The sequence below is a fragment of the Luteimonas viscosa genome (genome assembly GCF_008244685.1).
In the GTDB taxonomy this organism is placed as follows: Bacteria; Pseudomonadota; Gammaproteobacteria; order Xanthomonadales; family Xanthomonadaceae; genus Luteimonas; species Luteimonas viscosa.
This window is the reverse complement of the sequence record NZ_VTFT01000003.1, coordinates 215,969-233,695: the sequence shown is the minus strand read 5'-3', so window position 1 is coordinate 233,695 and position 17,727 is coordinate 215,969. Positions and strand designations below refer to the sequence as shown.

Here is a 17,727-nt window from a genome sequence, read left to right as displayed (position 1 = left end):
CTGCAACAGTCAGCCTAGCCGAAACACGCCGCGCCCCTTGTGCAGCGATGCGCACAATCCTTGACCTCGAGAGTGCGTTGCCCTGCCAGGCATCGGGCAACCCCATAACAGCGAATCGCGCACATCGATCCGGTCTCGCGCTGCGCAACCCGCGGAGTTAAGGGTTCGTAAATTCAGATCCGTCGCGGGTACGACTCGAACGCACCCCGATGTCCTTCCGATGCGAATCCCGACTGGAGAGAATGATGACCCCGAAGACCCATCGATTGCGCGATGCGATCGTGACCGCCATCGTCGCCGGCCTTGGCGCGGCCTCAGCCGGCGCGCACGCACAGGAGGTTGCCGACGAAGCCGCCTCCCGGACCGATCCGGCGACGCTCGACACCGTGACCGTCACCGGCAGCCGCATCACCATCCCCGGGGTGACCTCGAGCAGTCCCGTCACCACGGTCGATCGGGACGAGTTCATGACATCCCAGCCCGTCGCCGTCGAAGACTTCATCAAGAACATCCCGGCGATGACACCCGCCATGGGGCCGGGAATGAACAACGGAACGGCCGGCGCGGCAACGCTCGACCTGCGCGGGCTGCGCGGCAACATCGACGGTGCGAACCGGACGCTGGTGCTGGTGGACGGCCGCCGGCCAGTGCCCTTCAACCTGTCGAGCATCGTCGATACCAACACCATTCCGCTCTCGCTGCTGCAGAGCGTCGACGTCCTGACCGGCGGTGCGTCGGTGGTGTACGGGGCCGATGCGGTGGCGGGCGTCGTCAATTTCATCCTGCGCCGCAATTTCGAAGGTGCCGAGTTCACCTCGACCTACGGCCAGTCGAAGTACGGCGATGGCGCCCGCCAGCGCATGGAACTGACCGTCGGCGCCAACAGCGAAGAGGGCCGCGGCAACGTGGTCCTGAGCCTGAGCCATTCCAAGGTCGACCCGGTCCTGCAGGGCGATCGCCCCTGGAGCGTGTTCGCGCTGGACTCGGAAACCGGCCAACCGGGCGGCTCCGGCACCGCGATCCCCGCCCGCTTCTCCGTCGCCAGCGTCGACCCCGAGAACATTTCCAGCATCAGCGGTCTTCAGATCGATCCCGCGACCGGGGCACTGGTGCCTACCTTCAGTCCCTACAACTACAACCCGGCGAATTACTACCAGACGGGCATGGACCGCTACCAGGCGACGGCGCTGGGGCGTTTCGAGCTGAACGACCACGCCGAAGTCTACGCCGACCTGGGTTACACCCGTTCCGCGGTCGACTCCAATGTCGCGGCTTCCGGGATCTTCGGCGAGGTGATCGACGTTCCGATCGGCAACCCCTACATGCCGGAGGCGATGCGCCAGCAGGTCTGCGAGGTGCGCGGCATCGCGGCGGCGGAATGCGTGTCCGGCCCGCAGGGTTCGACGCTGGTGCCGATGAGCGTCTTCCGCCGCATCGAGGAGTTCGGCCCGCGCATCAACGACTTCAACACCAAAACCTTCCAGGTCACCGTCGGTCTGCGTGGCGACCTCAACGAGCACTGGCGCTACGACACGTTCTGGTCGCACGGGGAATCGAGCCAGTTGCAGACCCGGGTGAACTGGGGCTCGCTGTCGAAGGTGCGACAGGCACTGAACGCACTCACCACCAGCGAGTGCGTCGACAGCAGCAACGGGTGCGTGCCGTTGAACGTCTGGGGACAGGAAGGCTCCATCACGCCGGACATGGTGGATTTCATCAACCTCAATGCGTACCTGACCCAGGATGTGGAACAGGACAACGCCGCCTTCACATTCTCGGGCGACCTCGGCGAGCTCACGAGTCCGTGGTCGGACTATCCGATCGGCCTCGCCGCAGGTGCGGAATACCGCAAGATGCGCGCGTCCACGCGCTCGGACGCAGCCTCGCAGATCCTCGGGGAGGTGATGGGAACGGGCGCGCCCTCACCGGATACGGACGGCAGCTTCAGCCTGCTCGAAGGATTCGCGGAAGCCATCGTTCCCCTGGTCAGCGGGGTACCCGGCGCGAGCGAGCTGTCGCTGGAGCTGGGTTACCGCCGGTCCGACTTCAAGCCCGGAGCAGGCGGGGGTACGGACTATGGCAGCTGGAAATACGGACTGGAATGGGCACCGGTCGACAGCCTTCGCTTCCGCGGCATGTTCCAGCGCGCGACCCGCGCCCCCAACGTCGCCGAGCTGTTCACCCCGCAACTCACCGCGCTGAACAACCTGTCGTCCGATCCCTGCGCCGGCAACGCCATCACCCTGGCGGAAGCCAACACCCCGGGCACCCTGTCCAACCTGTGCCGCCTGACCGGCGTGCCAGTTCCCTTCATCGGCTCGGTGGAACAGCCGTCCTCGGGCCAGATCAACGTCCTGATCGGCGGGAATCCGACGCTCTCGCCCGAACTCGCGGACACGCGGACGCTCGGGTTCGTGTGGACGCCATCGAACGCGCTCGCACTCACGATCGACTACTGGAACATCGAGATCGAGGAAGCGGTTTCGGCCAAGAGCGTCGCCGACGTGATCGAGGGCTGCTACTCCCGCGAGGCAAACGCCGACCTGGGCTTCAACGAGGACTGCGCACTGATCGGCCGTTCCCCGGCCAACGGTACCTTCAACGGCTCGGAGGCCCCGGGCATCGCACTGCTCACGTCCAATCTGGGCAGGATCAAGCGGGAAGGCGTCGATCTCGGCCTCCGCTATTCCCGCGACCTGCCCGGGTCCTACGGCTCGCTCGACCTTGGCGTCGACATCACCAGATACCTCAGCGACGACTTCCAGGCGACCCCGGCCTCGGACGTGCGCGACTGCCTCGGCTACTACAGCAAGAGCTGCACGCCGAGTCACGAGCTGAAGTCCGCGTTCCGCGCCACCTGGAGCATCGACGACGTGGCGCTGTCGCTCGTGTGGCGGCATCTGAGCGGAATCGACTACGAGCCGATCGCCGAGCCCATCCTCGAAGCATTCAGGCACATCCCGTCGGCCAACTACCTGGACCTCGCGATGAAGTACAAGGCACCGTTCAATGGCGAGATCAGCCTGGCGGTGAACAACCTGACCGACAGGAAGCCTCCCATCATCGGCGCAGACACGGGCACCACGTCCGAAAACAGCGGCAACACGTTCCCCACGTTCTACGACTCGATCGGCCGCTACTACACCATGGGAGTGACCTTCCGGTTCTGAGCCCGGTGCTTCCGGGGGCCCCCGTCTCACGCGACGGGGGCCCTGGGAGTCGCCACGCAAGGTGTCGGGCTCTCCTGCCGAATGCGCTTCCGCTGCCGGACCGGAAACCGCCTCATCTTGCGAGCGTTCGGGCGCCATGCGTTCCCGACCCCGATCGTCGGCCGGCGATCGCATGATGCAACCTCGCCATACGCCAGGGTCTCGTGGATGGCATCAGGCAACCTGGTCGAACCCCTTGCGGGGCAAGAGGCACTGCATCGATAACCGGGCGCTGCGGACATGTGCGTGGTCGCGCCACGTCTTTCCCACGCCGACGCAGCCCCACGCCCCGCTTGCGCACCCGCGTGCTTGCCTGGTCGCTGCGTTCGGCCACCGGCGTTCGGTCGCGTGAACCAATGCGTCCAGCTCTCTTCCAGCGCAATTGGCCCCTCCCACAACGCAAGAACTGGCGCTTTGCGGAGCCCCTGCGAGCGCTAGTCTGACAGAGCGCCGACGATGTGCCGGATACGGTCCGAACATGTGCACCTCGAGGAATCACCGGGCGTTCGACACGTCGTCGGGGTCGTTGATCACGCGATCCGTATCTTTGCTCACAACCCGCTTGCGCCACGACTCGCACGCTGCAACCTGTCAGCACCGCCGAGAAGTCTCCCTTCCCGATTCGCAATGTCCCCCATCCTCCACAACCCTCACTCGAACACGCTGCTCGAACTCCCCCAGGAGCGCGCGCAGACCCTGCACGTACTGCATGCGAACGGGCGCAACCTGCGCGTGAACGCGCCCGCCAGGTGGATCACCGTCTGGCTGCCGCTGGCCGGAGAGCTGGAGATGCAGACCGCGCAATGCCGCTGGCTCCTGAAGCAGGGCGAGCTGCTGATCTGCCGCGAGGACGGTGTCCAGGCGTCCAGCCGCAAGAATGGCTGGTGGCTGGCGGTCTGCGGGAGCCCGGCCGCATGGGCCAGGCACCTGCTCCCGCGCCCCGGCGAGCCCGTCGTGGAGGTCTTCCCGTGGGAGGGCGCATGTCCTCGGGAACTGCGTCGCCCGATCGTGCAGCTTGCGCGGCGCGCAGGCGACGGCGGCGCGGACGCGAGCGGTGCGGAAACCGCCGCGGACATGCTGGGGGCGGCGATCATCGAACACCAGAAGTCCCTGTTCCCCCTGCTGGGCCGCTGCAGCGGACGGACGCTGCAGCGTCGCCAGCAGACCCTGCTGCGGCTGCTACGGGTACGGCACCTGATCCACAAGCACGACGACCGGCGCCTGGACCTGGCCTACCTCGCCGCCAGCGCCAGCTACTCGCCCTGCCACCTGATCCGCAGCTATCGCAGCGTGTTCGGGGAAACGCCATCCGAGCACGTCTCGCGCCTGCGCCTGGAGCGTGCATGGCGGCTCGTCGTCGAAACCGACATGCCGGTCTGCGAGATCACCGGGATGCTGGGCTTCGAGAGCCAGAGCGCGTTCTGCCGGGCATTCAAGAACGCCTACGGCACCACCACCGGCCAGGCGCGGCGCCAGCAGGAACGCAGCCTCGCCGCCTGACCCGTGCGCGCCTCGCGGCCGTGAGCAAGGACCAGGTACTCGAATGTGGACTCAATGCCCGCCGTCGAGCGCCTTGAGTTCGCTCACCAGCGCATTCGCCATCTCGCTGCCGTCGCCGTACAACATGCGCGTGTTGTCGGCGTAGAACAGCGCATTCTCGATCCCGGCGAACCCCGTCCCCTTGCCGCGCTTGATCACGATCGTGTTCTTCGAGTTCACCACGTCGAGGATCGGCATGCCGTAGATCGGGCTGGCCGGATCGGTCTTCGCCACCGGGTTGACCACGTCGTTCGCGCCGATCACGAGCGAGACGTCGGTGTTGGCGAACTCCGGGTTGATGTCGTCCATATCGGCGATCAGGTCGTAGGGCACGCCGGCCTCGGCCAGCAGCACGTTCATGTGCCCCGGCATGCGCCCGGCGACCGGGTGGATCGCGAACTTCACCTTGACCCCGCGCTCGATCAGCCGCTGGGTCAGCTCCCAGATCTTGTGCTGCGCCTGGGCCACGGCCATGCCGTAGCCGGGGACGATCACCACGCGTTCGGCGAAGGCCATCATCGCCGCGACGTCGGCGGCTTCGATGGGTTTCTGCGAACCGCTGATCTCGGCGGCCGATGCCCCGCCACCGCCGAAGTTGGAGAACAGCACGCTCTTGATCGAGCGGTTCATCGCCTTGGCCATCAGGCGCGTCAGCAGGATGCCGGCGGCGCCGACCATCATGCCGGCGATGATCAGCGCCTCGTTGCCCAGCACATAGCCTTCGAACGCCACCGCAAGTCCGGTGAGCGCGTTGTACAGCGAGATCACCACCGGCATGTCGGCGCCGCCGATCGGCAGCGTCATCAGCACGCCCAGCGCCAGCGCCACCAGGAAGAACGCGACGATCCAGTGCAGGCCCAGCGACCACACCACCAGCGCGCCGAGCACGATGGCCGCGGCGAACACCAGGAAGTTGAACGCCTGCATGCCCGGGAACGCGTAGCGCTTGTCCATGCGCCCGTCGAGCTTGGCCCAGGCGATGACCGAACCCGAAAGCGCCACCGATCCGATCAGCCCGCCCAGCACCGCCAGCACCAGCGGCACCGGTCCGGCCGCCTGTCCGGCCGCCGACCAGCGCAGCAGCTCGACGCCGCCGATGGCCGCCGCCGAACCGCCGCCGAGGCCGTTGTACAGCGCCACCATCTGCGGCATGTCGGTGATCGCCACGCGCTTTCCGGAAATCCAGGCGATCGCCGTACCGATCGCGGTCGCGGCGAGGATCAGCGGGATGTTGTGCAGGTCGGGCAGGAAGAAGGTGGCGAGAGTGGCGATCACCATGCCCAGCCCGGCCCAGCGGATGCCGCTGCGCGCGGTCTTCGGCGAGGCCATGCGCTGCAGGCCCAGCAGGAACAGCGTGGCCGCGACCAGGTAGCTGGTCTTGACCAGCAGGTCGAGGATGCCGGCGCCGCTCATGCGCCGGGCTCCGCCTGCTTCGACGGGGCCGGCCGGGACGACTTGAACATCTCCAGCATCCGCTCGGTCACCACGTAGCCGCCGGCGGCGTTGCCCGCGCCCATCAGCACCGCGACGAAGCCGATCGCCTTCTCCAGCGTGGTGTCGGCATGGCCCAGCACCACCATCGCCCCGATCAGCACGATGCCGTGGATGAAGTTGCTGCCCGACATCAGCGGCGTGTGCAGGATCACCGGCACCCGCGAGATGATCACGTGGCCGGCGATGGCCGCCAGCATGAAGATGTACAAGGCCACGAACCCGTCGATCATCCCCCACTCCCGGCTGCGCTGCGGACACCCGCATCATAACCGGGGCTGAACCGTGCCAGCGGCGGTCAACCGCAGGCGCTGCCGGGCGTTGACGTCGGGGACTGCGGGAGTTCCGGGTGCGACCAGGCGGATGGACGGCGGAATCGACATGAGGCTGGCCGGCGCCGAGGGCGCGCGGGCACCCGTGTCCGGCACAGCGGGTACGCTGGCGGCCGTGGATGCCAACGCCCCCGATGCCGCGCCGCGGCCGACCCGCCCGCCGACGCTGGAAGCGTTCCTGGCCGGGATCTCGGCGCGTGCGTTCCGCTTCGCCGAGCTCGGCCTGCGCCACCGCGAGGACGCGCTGGACGCGGTCCAGGACGCGATGGCGAAGATGCTCGGTTACCGCGATCGTCCGGCGGAGGAGTGGACGCCGCTGTTCTGGTCGGTGCTGCGCAGCCGGATCATCGACGTGCAGCGCCGGCGCACGTTCCGCCTGTCGTGGCTCACCGATGCGCGCGATGCCGAGGGCGGGGAGATCGACTGGGCCGACGAGGCCACGCCGGACCCGTCGCGCGCCCATGACGGCCGCGAGGCCTGGCACCGGCTGGCGCAGGCGTTGCGCGCGCTGCCGGCGCGCCAGCGCGAGGCCTTCACCCTGCGGGTGCTGGAAGACATGGACGTGGCGGCGACCGCGAAGATCATGGGCTGCGGCGAGGGATCGGTGAAAACCCACCTGTTCCGCGCACGCGAGGCCTTGCAGAAGCAACTGGAGGAGTTCCGATGAACAACGACGACCGCGACCAGGACCGTCTCGACCAGGCGCTTCGCGCCCGCTATGCCGAGGCGGTGTCGCAGGTGTCCGGCGCGACCATGGCCCAGCTGCATCGCCGCCGCCACGCGGCGCTGGCCGACGCGCCCGCGCGCGGATCGCGCTGGCGGCTGCCCGCCGCGGCATTCGCGTCTCTGATGGTGGTGGCAGGCGCCCTCGGCATCGGCCTGCATCTCTCCGGCGACGCGCCACCCGCCGCCGTGGAATCGCCGGTCGCGGTCGCCGCCGATGCAACCGGCATCGAGGGCGCGCTCGACGAGCTCGACCAGAATCCCGATTTCTACGTCTGGCTCGCCTCCGGCGACGCCGACCTGCTCGCGATGGAGTAAGCCATGTCGTCCCGCACCCTGCTGCTGGTCCTCGTCCTCGCCACGGCCCCGCTGGCCGCGTTCGCACAGTCTTCCGCGCCCGCCGCGCCGCTCCCGTCCTGGGAACAGCTCACGCCCGCGCAGCGCGAACTGCTGCTCGCCCCCGTGCGCGAGCGCTGGAACGACAGTCCGCCCGGCAAGCGCCAGCACATGCTCGAGCATGCGCAGCGCTGGCAGGCCATGACCCCCGAACAGCGCAGGCACGCTCGCCACGGCATGAAGCGCTGGCGCGACATGCCACCGGAGAAGCGCGAACAGGCGCGCGCGCTGTTCGAGCACACCCGCGGGCTGCCCGAGGCCGAGCGCAAGGCGATGATCGCGCGCTGGAAGGCGATGACACCGGAACAGCGCAAGGCCTGGGTGGAGGCGCATCCGCCCGGGGATCCGCCACAGCCGCGCTCGCCCTGAGGCGATGCCGGGGCCGGTCCCGGCGATCGCCGCAGGCGCTGCGGGTCAGGTCGCCGGTTCGCGCTCCGGCCACACCGTCTTCGCCAGCAGTTCGTCGTTCCAGTCGAACGCGAGCGTGCCTTCGCGCAGCAACAGCGATACGAAGTTGTAGAGATTGCGCGCGAACATCTCGCTGGCGTGCAGCGCCCCCATGCTGGCGAGATCGAGCGGTCCGGCGACGGTCACGCCGTTGCCGGTCTCGATGGTCTGCCCGCGCTCGGTGAGCTCGCAGTTGCCGCCGGTCTCCGCGGCGAGGTCGACCACCACGCTGCCGGGCTTCATGCCCTCCACCATCGCCGCGCTGATGATCTTCGGCGCCGGCCGGCCCGGCACCGCGGCGGTGCAGACGATGACATCGATGCCCTTGAGGTGCTCGGCGAGCCTGCGCTGCTGCAGCGCGCGCTCCTCGTCGGTGAGCTGGCGTGCGTAACCGCCCTCGCCCGCGGCGCTGACCCCGAGGTCGAGGAACCTGCCACCGAGCGATTCGATCTGCTCGCGCGTTTCCGGGCGCACGTCGAAGCATTCCACCTGCGCGCCCAGGCGGCGCGCCGTGGCCACGGCCTGCAGGCCGGCGACGCCCGCGCCCACGATCAGCACCTTCGACGGCCGGATCGTGCCCGCGGCCGTGGTGAGCATCGGGAAGAAACGCGGCGCGAGCTGCGCTGCGATCAGCACCGCCTTGTAGCCGGCCATGCCCGCCTGCGAGCTCAGGATGTCCATCGCCTGGGCGCGGGTGGTGCGCGGCAGGCGCTCGAGCGGGAACGCGACGATGCCACCCGAACGGATCGCCTCCGCCCGCGCCTCGTCGGCCTGCGGCTGCAGCGCACCGACCAGCACCGCGCCCGGTTTCATCCCGGCGATCGCCGCGGCGGGCGGCGACTGCACGCACAGCACCAGGTCGGCACCGGCCAGCACGTCGCCGTCGACGAGTTCGGCGCCGGCGTCGGCGTAGGCCTGGTCGGGAAAGCGCGCCAACCCGCCCAGCCCGCGCTGCACGCATACGCGCGCGCCCGCGGCCACCAGCTTCTTCGCCGTTTCCGGCGTCAGCGCGACGCGACGCTCGCCCGGTGCGTGTTCGCGCGCCACCCCGATGGTCACCGCCATGCATCCGCTCCCCGCGACAGTCCGCGCCATCCTAGCGAATCGGCGCGGCAGGCGCGATGCGGCTCAGGCGACGGCGTCGCCCATGGCCACGGCGGTGGCGATGAGCGCGAGCGCGTGTTCCACCGGATCGCCGGCCGGCAAGCGCCGCCACTCCCCCTGCTCGACCCGCGTGCGCAGCGACGCCGCATCCACCACCGCCTGCCGCGCGCCCTGGACGTCGACCAGCAGCGCAGTGCCGCTCAGCGGACTCAGCCAGGCCAGGGTCAGCGCCTGCTGCGCACCATCGTCGAGCACGCGCGCGAAGCGGTCGCCGATCGCGAAGCCGTCCACCGGCGCCCCGTACACGACCGGGTCGCTTCCGCTGGCCAGCGGCGTGTACGTGGAGTTGGCGACCGGGACGTCGGGATCGGCGTACTCGGCGACCAGCTTCGACAGTTCGAGGGTCGCGGCATCGTCGTGCAGGCCGCTGATGGCCAGGCATTCGCGCAGCGCCGGTTCTAGCTGCAGCAGACGGCCCGCTAGGGCACGCCCGTCGGACTCTTCGTCCAGGGCGACCAGCGCCCTGCCCAGTGCCGCCGCTTCGCGGTAGCGGACGGAATCGCTCCCGTCCCTCAGCCACAGTTGCACCAGCCATTGCCGCCAGTGGCGTGCCAGGAATTCCGCCAGCGTCGCCGGAAGCGGGGCCGAGGCGTACACCTGGGCGAGTTCGCGGTCCGCCTCGGCGCGCGCGGCCTCCAGGCGCTCGCGTCCCTGCATGGACTGCCACAGCCGCGTCGATGCCGCTTCGGCCCGTCGCCGGACCGGTTCGACCTCCGCTTCGATCCGCGCCGCCAGCGCCCCGGCCTGCGCCACGTTGGCACCCTGGTCGAGCATCAGCGCGGCGGCGGCCTCGTCGGCGATCCGGTGCAGGTCGCGTTCGACCGCGCTGCGTCGCGCATTGCCATCCCACAGGCGCACGATCGCCGACAGCACGCGCAGGACAGGACGTTCGGCATGCTCGAACAGGGCGTCGTCCTCCAGCGCGAAGCGCAGCAGCGGCAGCGACAGTCGCCGCAGCGCGCGCGTCTGCTCCGCCGACAGCGCGGCATGCTCCGCCAGGGTGTCCACCAGCCGGCCGACGACCTCGATCGTCGCATCCTGCCATGGCGTGCGCGCCGCACTGCCCAGCCCGATGCCGATGCCGACGCCGGTACGGTCCAGTCCCGCGCGCAGGCGTGCGGACGTCGACTGGGTGTCGGCCGACGGGTCCGGCGCCGGTTCGCGCTCGGACCGGAGCAGGGACAGCAGCGAGAGCAGTTCCTCCTCGCGGATCCGCCGGGGAGCGTCTTCCCCGGCCTCCTTGCGCCGTTCCGCGAGGCGGCTGCGCAGGCGGTCGCGCTGCGCCCCCGCGCCCCCGTCGGGGGTGGCCACCGCCTGGCCCGCGGCGACGGACAGGCCGGTGAGGAACGCGCCCTCGTGGCCGGACGACAGTTCGCAACCCGCGTCGGCCAGGTATCCGTTGCACCACTGGTAGACCGCCGCCAGTCGGTCGGAAGCCAGCTTCGAGAAGTGCCGCAGCACCAGCGCATGCACGCGCACGCTCGCATCGAGCGCGGTGAACGCACGCAGGAAGGTTTCGGCAAGCGCGCGAGGGGCGAACGGATTGCGCGGATGCGAATGGCTGCCCATCCGCGCGGCGAGCGTGTACAGGCGGCGGTCGACCAGGTCGACGATGTTCTCGAAGCGATGCTCGAGCGCGTCGATCACGGGCGCCCCGACCAGTTGCGCGCGCAGGTCGTTCTCGCCCATCAGCGTGAGCTCGCCGCCGCCGATCGCCTGCATCCGCGGCCACCCCTGCAGCAGCGCATCGATCTGCGCCTGCCAGCGCGCTTCGTAGACAAGCGCCTCCCGCAGCAGCAGCGAAACGTCGGCCCGGTCCTCCACCAGCGCCGGGGAAGGCGGGGCGGCTTCGGCCCTGGCATCGAGATCCTGAAGGGTGGCGAGCAGCGCATCGCGCATCCACGGCACCACGCGATCGCCGAATCCCGCGCGCAGCCCGGCCAGCACCTCCGCTGGCGCCCGCGTGCCTGCCGCAACCTGACGTTCGTTCACCCTCGATCCCGCGAACCCGCAATCCCGATAGGATAGTGGCGCGACGGTCACGGAGTGCGCACGCCTCGTTCACGAAGATCGAAGACCCGCACCGCGGGCCATGGTCCCGCCGAACGGTTCAGGAAGCGGCGCGGGTGGGGGCGGTGGGGTCGAACGCCGCGGCATTGGCGTTGAGCCGCTGCCAGAGCTGCTTCATCGCCTCGTCGAAGGGGGCGTCGACCGAGCGCACCTGGGCGCGGCCCTCGGCCACCATCACCGCCAGTTCCTCGGGCGAGACCACGGTCTTGCGCACGCCACGGCGGTTGACGATCAGGAAGCGGCCGGTCAGCGGGCTGATCCAGGCGATGCGGCCGGCGCTTTCGTGGCCGTCCTGGTCCACCAGGCGCAGCCCCTGGCCGACGCGCAGGCGCCGCATGCGCGCCGCGATCGCCGGATCGAACGCCAGTTGCGCGCTGCCGCCGGCCACGCGCAGCACGCCGTCGTCCGCCGGGTCGGCCGGGTCGGTGGCCTCGTCGAGCTGCGGCTGGTGCACGGTACGCGCCGTATCCGGCAGCGCCAGCGCCGAAATGATTCTCGCCATCGCGTCGCGGGCGGCGGTGGCCTCCATGCCGCAACTGGCGTAGCACTCGCCGAGCGGCACCTGCAGTGCCAGCAACTGCTTGGCGACCACCGCGCCGCGGACCTCGGCGGCATCGGCATCGACCTGCACCATCGCATCGCCGACGTTGACGGCGGCGAGGTGGCGCGGAGAATCGGGACCGTCGCGCAGCCAGGTCTGGGTGAGATGGTGGCGCCAGTGGCGGTCGAGGAAATGCGCGACCGCGGCGGTCATCGCGCGGCCCGAAAGCCGCGACGCGACCAGGTCGGCGGCGCTGCGGCGGGCCTGCTGCAGCCGCTCGCGCCCGTGGATCGCCTCGGCGGCACGCTTCTCGGTCAGCTCCGCGCGGCGGCGCTGCTGGTCGAGGTGGTCGCGCAACTCGGCTGCGGCCAGCTCGAAGATCGCCTGGTCGTCCTGGAACTCGCCGACCACGCGATCGACCGCGTGCCCGGCCTGGTTGAGCGTCTCCTGGTCCTGCGGGGTCTTGCCCTCGTTGCCGTCGCAGGCCTCGGTGACCGCGTCCAGCAACCGGCGCGCGGGATGGCTGCGGCGGTTGAACAGCGAATCGTCGGTCAGCGCGACCTTGAGGTAGGGCACGACCAGCTTGCCGTAGAGCTGGCGCGCATCGCCGACCAGGTCGTTGGCGTCGAACAGCGACTGGAACAGGATGCCGACCAGGTCGATCGCATCCTCCTCGTCGCCGCTGAAGTGGGTATGGGCCGGATCGAACCCGATCTGGCGCACGCCGCTGAGCAGGGCATGGCGCAGCACGTCGGCAAGCGGCCGCCCGTCCTCGCCGGCCAGGACCTTCTCGAACGGCTCCGGGTCGTCGCCCTGCAGCAGCGATGCCAGGTTGAGCAGTTCGGTCGTGTCGAGCACGTGGCCGCCCGCGGGGATGCCCTCGTTCGCCGCCATGGCCTGCGCCGATGCGGATGCCGGCCCGTCATCACGCTCGACGCCGCCCGGTGCGCGCTCGCGCCAGGCGCGCAGCTGGTCGCGGACCAGGTCGCGGTAGCGCAGCGGCTTTCCGGACGCGAGCGCCTCGGCCAGCACCTGTTCGCGGACCCGGCCGGTCGCGGCCGCTTCCCCGCCTGCCGCAGCCGCCTGCTCCGCGGCGCCGCCCGCAGGATGGCCACCGCCGTGCGCGGGAGACGCGCTCGTGGACGCGCCCTCCAGGTGCGGGACCATGCCGCCATCGGGCACCCATTCGCCATCGGACTGGGTCTCGTGGGCCGCCGGCGCCCGCCCAGCCCGCGACCCGCCGCCGGCGGATACGCGTCCGGGCGCGTTCGCGCTGAACGCCGCCGCATCCAGGGTCTTGTTCGCCTTCTCGTAGAGTTCGCCCAGCACCTTGGGCAGGCGCTTGTCGAACTGCTGGAACACCATCGAGCGCAGCCCGGGTGTGAGGTCGTCGGCATCGAACAGCGCGACGAACGCGGTCACCGGCACCTCCGGCCGCAGCGGGTTCGGCCGCTGCCGGGCGACGCCGAGCGCGGTCGACAGCTGACGCAGGCGCTCGTCGAGCTGGGCCAGCGGATGCAGGAACTGGTGGTCGAGCAGTTCGGTGATCTGCTGGCCGGCGAGGTGGATCTCCAGCTCCGACTCCGACATCAGGGTCAGCGAGCGCTCGCGCTGCGGCGAGTCGGACGCATGCTCCCAGCGCGCGAACTCCTTTTCGATCGACTCGCGGAAGCGCGTGGCCAGCTCCAGCGCGCGATGGCTGAGCGCCATCACCGCGACCCGGTCCTCCTGCACGGCGACGTAGTCGTGCCCGGCCAGCGCGGCCAGCCGCACCTGTTCCTCGATTCCGCTCCAGAAGCCCGAGAGCACGCCGCCGAGTTCGGTGACCGCGTCGTGCTTCAGGGTCTCGAGCACGCGTGCGGGCGCGTGCAGGGCGGCTGCCCGGCCCGCCGGCAAACCTGTCGGAACGGCACGTGGGGTCATTTGGGGGACAATGCGCAAGGTTGAATCGCCATCACATGATTCAGGGTAACCGGGCCATACGTCTGTGACTGCATCCGCAAATACCTCCGACACCCAGTCGATTCCCTTGGACCTTCGTCGATCCGTGCCCGCGCGCCAGTTGGGCGAGCCCGGGCCCGACGACGCCACCCTGCACCGCCTGCTGGCATCGGCGGTGCGGGTGCCCGACCACGGCAAGCGGGTCCCGTTCCGGTTCCTGCGCATCGCCGGGCCGGCGCGCGCGGCGCTCGGCGAGGCCCTGGCCGCGATCACCCGGCGGCGCGACCCGGGGGCCGGCGAGGCGGCCATCGACAAGGACCGGCAGCGCTTCAGCCACGCGCCGCTGGTGGTGGTGGTGGTCGCGGTGTTCGATCCGGACGACGCCCAGATCCCGGACCAGGAACGCCTGCTCACCGCCGGCTGCGCCTGCTTCGCGCTGCTGCAGGCGGCGCAATCGTTCGGGTTCGGCGCCTGCTGGCTGACGGGTTGGCCTGCCTACGACGACGAAGCCCGCGGCCTGCTGGGCCTGGCCGCGCACGAGCGCGTGGCCGGCTTCATCCACATCGGCACGCCGAGCCTGGAGGCGCCCGAGCGCGAGCGCCCGGATCCGCGCACGCTGCTGTCCGAGCTGGTCCTGTGAGCGCAGTCCAGGGGACGGCGACCGCCGCCGCCGTGCCGCTCTACCTGGTCGACGCCAGCCTGTACGTGTTCCGGGCCTGGCATTCCATGCCCGACGAGTTCCGCGACGCCGACGGCCGGCCCACCAACGCCGTGCACGGCTTCGCGCGCTTCCTGCTCGAACTGCTGGAACGCGAACGGCCGCGGCACATCGCGGTCGCCTTCGACGAGGCGCTCGACAGCTGCTTCCGCAACACGCTCTACCCTGCGTACAAGGCCAACCGTCCGCCCGCGCCCGAGGAACTCAAGCGCCAGTTCGCGCACTGCAAGGCGCTGGCGGCCGCGCTCGGCCTGAACGTGCTCGCGCACGTGGAGTACGAGGCCGACGACCTGATCGGCAGCGCGCTGCACCACGCCCGCGCGCACGGGCATCGCGGCGTGATCGTCTCGGCCGACAAGGACCTCTCGCAACTGCTCGACCTGCACGACGAACAATGGGATTTCGCCCGCGGCCAGCGCTGGGGCGCGGCCGGGGTCAAGGCGCGACACGGCGTGGAGGCGCGGCAGATCGCCGACTACCTGGCGCTCTGCGGCGACGCGATCGACAACATCCCCGGCGTGCCCGGCATCGGCGCCAAGACCGCGGCGGTGCTGCTGGGGCATTTCGGCAGCCTCGATGCGCTGCTGGCGCGGATCGACGAGGTTCCCTTCCTGCGCTTCCGCGGCGCCGCGCAGGCCGCCGCCAGGCTGCGCCTGCACCGCGAGCAGGCGTTGCTGTGCCGGCAACTGGCCACGATCTCGTTCGATGCGCCGCTCGGCGTGGCCGCGCCGGTGTTCGTGCGCGGCGGCGCCGATGCCGCCGCGATCGCCGCTCTCTGCGAGCAGCTGCGCTTCGGTCCGCTGACCCGACGCCGCCTGCACGCCGCGGCCGGGCTCGAATACACGCCCCAGGCATGAGCGCCACGAAGCGGGGTTACCATCCGGCGATGGACCAGCCACACGAAGACGCGGAACTGCTGTACCAGGGCCAATGGCTGCGGCTGGTCCGGCGCGGGCACTGGGAATCGTGCGAGCGCACCCATGGCCGCGACGGGCTGGCGGTGCTGGTGATCGCGGTCACGCCCGACGACGAGGTGCTGTTCGTCGACCAGTACCGCGTGCCGCTGGGCGCGCGCACGATCGAGATGCCCGCCGGCCTGGTCGGCGACGACCACAGCCACGACACGCTGGAATCGGCGGCGCGGCGCGAACTGGTAGAGGAGACCGGCTGGGAGGCCGGGCGCGTCGACGTGCTGCTGGTCGGGCCCACCTCCTCCGGCATGAGCAACGAACGCATCGCCTTCGCACGCGCGCTCGACCTGAGGAAGGTCGGCGACGGTGGCGGCGTGGACGACGAGTCGATCATCGTCCACGCAGTTCCGCGCGCGCAGGCGCCCGCCTGGCTGATGCAGAAGCACCGCGAAGGCTATGAGCTCGACCTCAAGCTCTGGGCCGGGCTGTGGATGATCGACCACGACCCGGACGGCTCGCCGCGTGGATGATCCGTCCGTGACGTCCACCGCTGCGCTGCTCGGGCCCGCCGATCCGCCCCCGGTCACCGTGCTGCGAGCGGCTGGCCGCTCGCCCTGGCTGCTGATCGCCGACCACGCAGGCCAGGCCGTGCCCGCGCGCCTGCGCGATCTCGGCCTGCCGCGGGCCGAACTCGACCGACACATCGGCTGGGACATCGGCATCGCCGGGGTCACGGCGCGCCTGGCGGAGCGGCTCGACGCCTGCGCGATCCTGCAGGCCTATTCGCGCCTGGTGATCGACTGCAACCGTCCGCTGGACGCGCCCGGATCCATCGCCATGGCCAGCGACGGCACCGTCGTGCCCGGCAATGCGGGCCTCGACCCACAGCAGCGCCGGCAGCGCGTCGAGGAGATCTTCGTCCCCTACCACGCCCGCATCGAGGCCGAACTCGACCAGCGCGGGGGCGCCGACCGGCCGGCGATCCTGGTCGCGATGCACAGCTTCACCCCGTCGATGGACGGCCGCGAGCGTCCCTGGCACGCCGGCGTGCTGTACCAGCGCGACGCCCGCCTGGCGCATGCGCTGCTGCAGGCATTGCGCGCGGAAGGCGACCTGGTGGTCGGCGACAACGAGCCCTACTCGGTCAGCGATGCCACCGACTACGCGATCCCCGTGCATGGCGAGCGCCGCGGCCTGGCGCACGTCGAACTCGAGATCCGCCAGGACCTGATCGCGGACGCGGACGGGCAGGACGCCTGGGCGGAACGGCTGGCGCGGTTGCTGGCGCGCCTGGAACCGGGCTTCATCACGAAGCCGTGAGGCGTTTGCGCATAACCTGAGCCGCCACGTCCGGACCATCAGGCCATGCTGATCCGCCTCGGCCATGCCATCACCTATGGCCTTCCCCAGCCCACGCCGATGGTGCTGACGCTCAACATCCACGAATCCCGCCGCACCGACATCGTCGTCGCCAGCGAGTTCCGCACCACGCCCGAGGTGCCGCTGCGGCAGTATCGCGACGGCTTCGGCAACATCTGCGTGCGCCTGGTGGCGCCGGCCGGCACCCTGAAGGTGAGCGCGGATGCGATCGTGCGCGACAGCGGGCTGCCCGATCCGGTCGCATGGGACGCACCCGAGACCCCGGTCGACCAGTTGCCGGACGAGGCGATGCTGTTCCTGCTCGGCAGCCGCTACTGCGAGACCGACCGGCTGTCGCAGATGGCCTGGGACACCTTCGGCAACACGCCGACCGGCTGGGCGCGGGTGCAGGCGATCTGCGACTACGTCCATCGGCGGATCGAATTCGGCTATCTCCATGCCGACGCCACCCGCACCGCGGCGCAGGCGCTGCAGGACGGACGTGGCGTGTGCCGCGACTTCGCCCATTCGGCGGTGACGTTGTGCCGCTGCATGAACATCCCGGCGCGCTACTGCACCGGTTACCTGGGCGACATCGGCATCCCGCCGGTGGACGCGCCGATGGATTTCTCGGCCTGGTTCGAGGCCTACCTCGGCGGGCGCTGGTACACCTTCGATGCGCGCCACAACACCCCGCGCATCGGCCGGGTGCTGATCGCACGCGGTCGCGACGCCTCGGACGTCGCCATCAGCAATACCTTCGGGCCCAACGAGCTGCTGGGATTCGATGTCTGGACCGACGAAACCGACGATCCGACGCTCTCGCCGAGGATCGCCGCGCCGACGCCGTCGATCGCGCCGGTGGCACTGACGGGCTGAGGGCCCG

Annotated in this window: 15 protein-coding genes; 10 read left to right on the top strand and 5 right to left on the bottom strand. The window is 70.3% G+C overall.

All coding sequences use genetic code 11. From position 1 onward, the window contains the following. The first annotated feature begins 245 nt into the window (after positions 1-245). Positions 246-3,170: a TonB-dependent receptor plug domain-containing protein gene (locus FZO89_RS18095; RefSeq protein ID WP_149104857.1), complete on the top strand. Its 2,925-nt coding sequence runs from the start codon at positions 246-248 to the stop codon at positions 3,168-3,170. Positions 3,171-3,836: 666 nt separating this feature from the next. Then, the gene (locus tag FZO89_RS18090; RefSeq protein WP_187471253.1) at positions 3,837-4,709 is read left to right on the top strand and encodes a helix-turn-helix domain-containing protein; all 873 of its coding nucleotides are present in this window, start codon (positions 3,837-3,839) and stop codon (positions 4,707-4,709) included. A gap of 51 nt (positions 4,710-4,760) precedes the next feature. Here the strand turns inward: FZO89_RS18090 and FZO89_RS18085 are convergent, their stop codons facing one another. Together FZO89_RS18085 and FZO89_RS18080 are read right to left on the bottom strand one after the other, a co-directional pair. Then, a complete protein-coding gene (locus FZO89_RS18085) occupies positions 4,761-6,161 on the bottom strand; it encodes an NAD(P)(+) transhydrogenase (Re/Si-specific) subunit beta (RefSeq protein ID WP_149104855.1) in 1,401 nt (466 codons plus the stop codon). Next, positions 6,158-6,472 carry an NAD(P) transhydrogenase subunit alpha part 2 gene (locus tag FZO89_RS18080; protein WP_149104854.1) on the bottom strand — a complete coding sequence of 105 codons (315 nt, stop codon included), beginning with the start codon at positions 6,470-6,472 and terminating at the stop codon, positions 6,158-6,160. Before FZO89_RS18080 ends, FZO89_RS18085 begins: the two co-directional genes overlap by 4 nt. A 148-nt stretch (positions 6,473-6,620) precedes the next feature. On the opposite strand from FZO89_RS18080, the gene FZO89_RS18075 reads away from it, so the two are divergent. Genes FZO89_RS18075 through FZO89_RS18065 form a run of 3 tightly spaced genes read left to right on the top strand, consistent with a single transcriptional unit; the run spans position 6,621 to position 8,059 of the window. After that, positions 6,621-7,238, top strand: a complete 618-nt coding sequence (locus tag FZO89_RS18075) for an RNA polymerase sigma factor (RefSeq protein WP_187471252.1) — start codon at positions 6,621-6,623, stop codon at positions 7,236-7,238. After that, positions 7,235-7,612, top strand: coding sequence for a hypothetical protein (locus FZO89_RS18070; protein ID WP_149104852.1), 378 nt, complete (start codon positions 7,235-7,237; stop codon positions 7,610-7,612). The genes FZO89_RS18075 and FZO89_RS18070 overlap by 4 nt, the downstream gene beginning before the upstream one ends. 3 nt (positions 7,613-7,615) lie before the next feature. Beyond that, positions 7,616-8,059, top strand: a complete 444-nt coding sequence (locus FZO89_RS18065) for a DUF3106 domain-containing protein (RefSeq protein ID WP_149104851.1) — start codon at positions 7,616-7,618, stop codon at positions 8,057-8,059. Between the two features lie 45 nt (positions 8,060-8,104). Here FZO89_RS18065 and FZO89_RS18060 read toward each other — a convergent pair whose 3' ends face one another. From FZO89_RS18060 to FZO89_RS18050, 3 genes are all read right to left on the bottom strand, one after another. After that, on the bottom strand, positions 8,105-9,202 hold the full coding sequence (locus tag FZO89_RS18060; RefSeq protein WP_149104850.1) for an NAD(P) transhydrogenase subunit alpha: 1,098 nt from the start codon (positions 9,200-9,202) through the stop codon (positions 8,105-8,107). Positions 9,203-9,265: 63 nt separating this feature from the next. Then, positions 9,266-11,293 carry a DUF1631 family protein gene (locus FZO89_RS18055; protein WP_187471251.1) on the bottom strand — a complete coding sequence of 676 codons (2,028 nt, stop codon included), beginning with the start codon at positions 11,291-11,293 and terminating at the stop codon, positions 9,266-9,268. A gap of 118 nt (positions 11,294-11,411) precedes the next feature. Beyond that, complete coding sequence (locus tag FZO89_RS18050) at positions 11,412-13,766, bottom strand: DUF1631 family protein (RefSeq protein WP_187471250.1); 2,355 nt, start codon at positions 13,764-13,766, stop codon at positions 11,412-11,414. Positions 13,767-13,935: 169 nt separating this feature from the next. Between FZO89_RS18050 and FZO89_RS18950 the strand changes: the two genes are divergently transcribed. The 5 genes from FZO89_RS18950 to FZO89_RS18025 are packed head-to-tail and all read left to right on the top strand — an operon-like array spanning position 13,936 to position 17,720. Beyond that, positions 13,936-14,493, top strand: a complete 558-nt coding sequence (locus FZO89_RS18950; protein ID WP_316247560.1) for a nitroreductase family protein — start codon at positions 13,936-13,938, stop codon at positions 14,491-14,493. Then, positions 14,490-15,428, top strand: coding sequence for a 5'-3' exonuclease (locus tag FZO89_RS18040; protein ID WP_262378789.1), 939 nt, complete (start codon positions 14,490-14,492; stop codon positions 15,426-15,428). Before FZO89_RS18950 ends, FZO89_RS18040 begins: the two co-directional genes overlap by 4 nt. Positions 15,429-15,457: 29 nt before the next feature. Further along, positions 15,458-16,012, top strand: coding sequence for an NUDIX hydrolase (locus FZO89_RS18035; RefSeq protein ID WP_149104898.1), 555 nt, complete (start codon positions 15,458-15,460; stop codon positions 16,010-16,012). A gap of 7 nt (positions 16,013-16,019) precedes the next feature. Continuing rightward, positions 16,020-16,802: an N-formylglutamate amidohydrolase gene (locus FZO89_RS18030; protein ID WP_262378788.1), complete on the top strand. Its 783-nt coding sequence runs from the start codon at positions 16,020-16,022 to the stop codon at positions 16,800-16,802. Between the two features lie 45 nt (positions 16,803-16,847). Further along, entirely contained in the window at positions 16,848-17,720 is an 873-nt protein-coding gene (locus FZO89_RS18025) for a transglutaminase-like domain-containing protein (RefSeq protein ID WP_149104844.1), read from the top strand. The last annotated feature ends 7 nt before the right edge of the window (positions 17,721-17,727 follow it).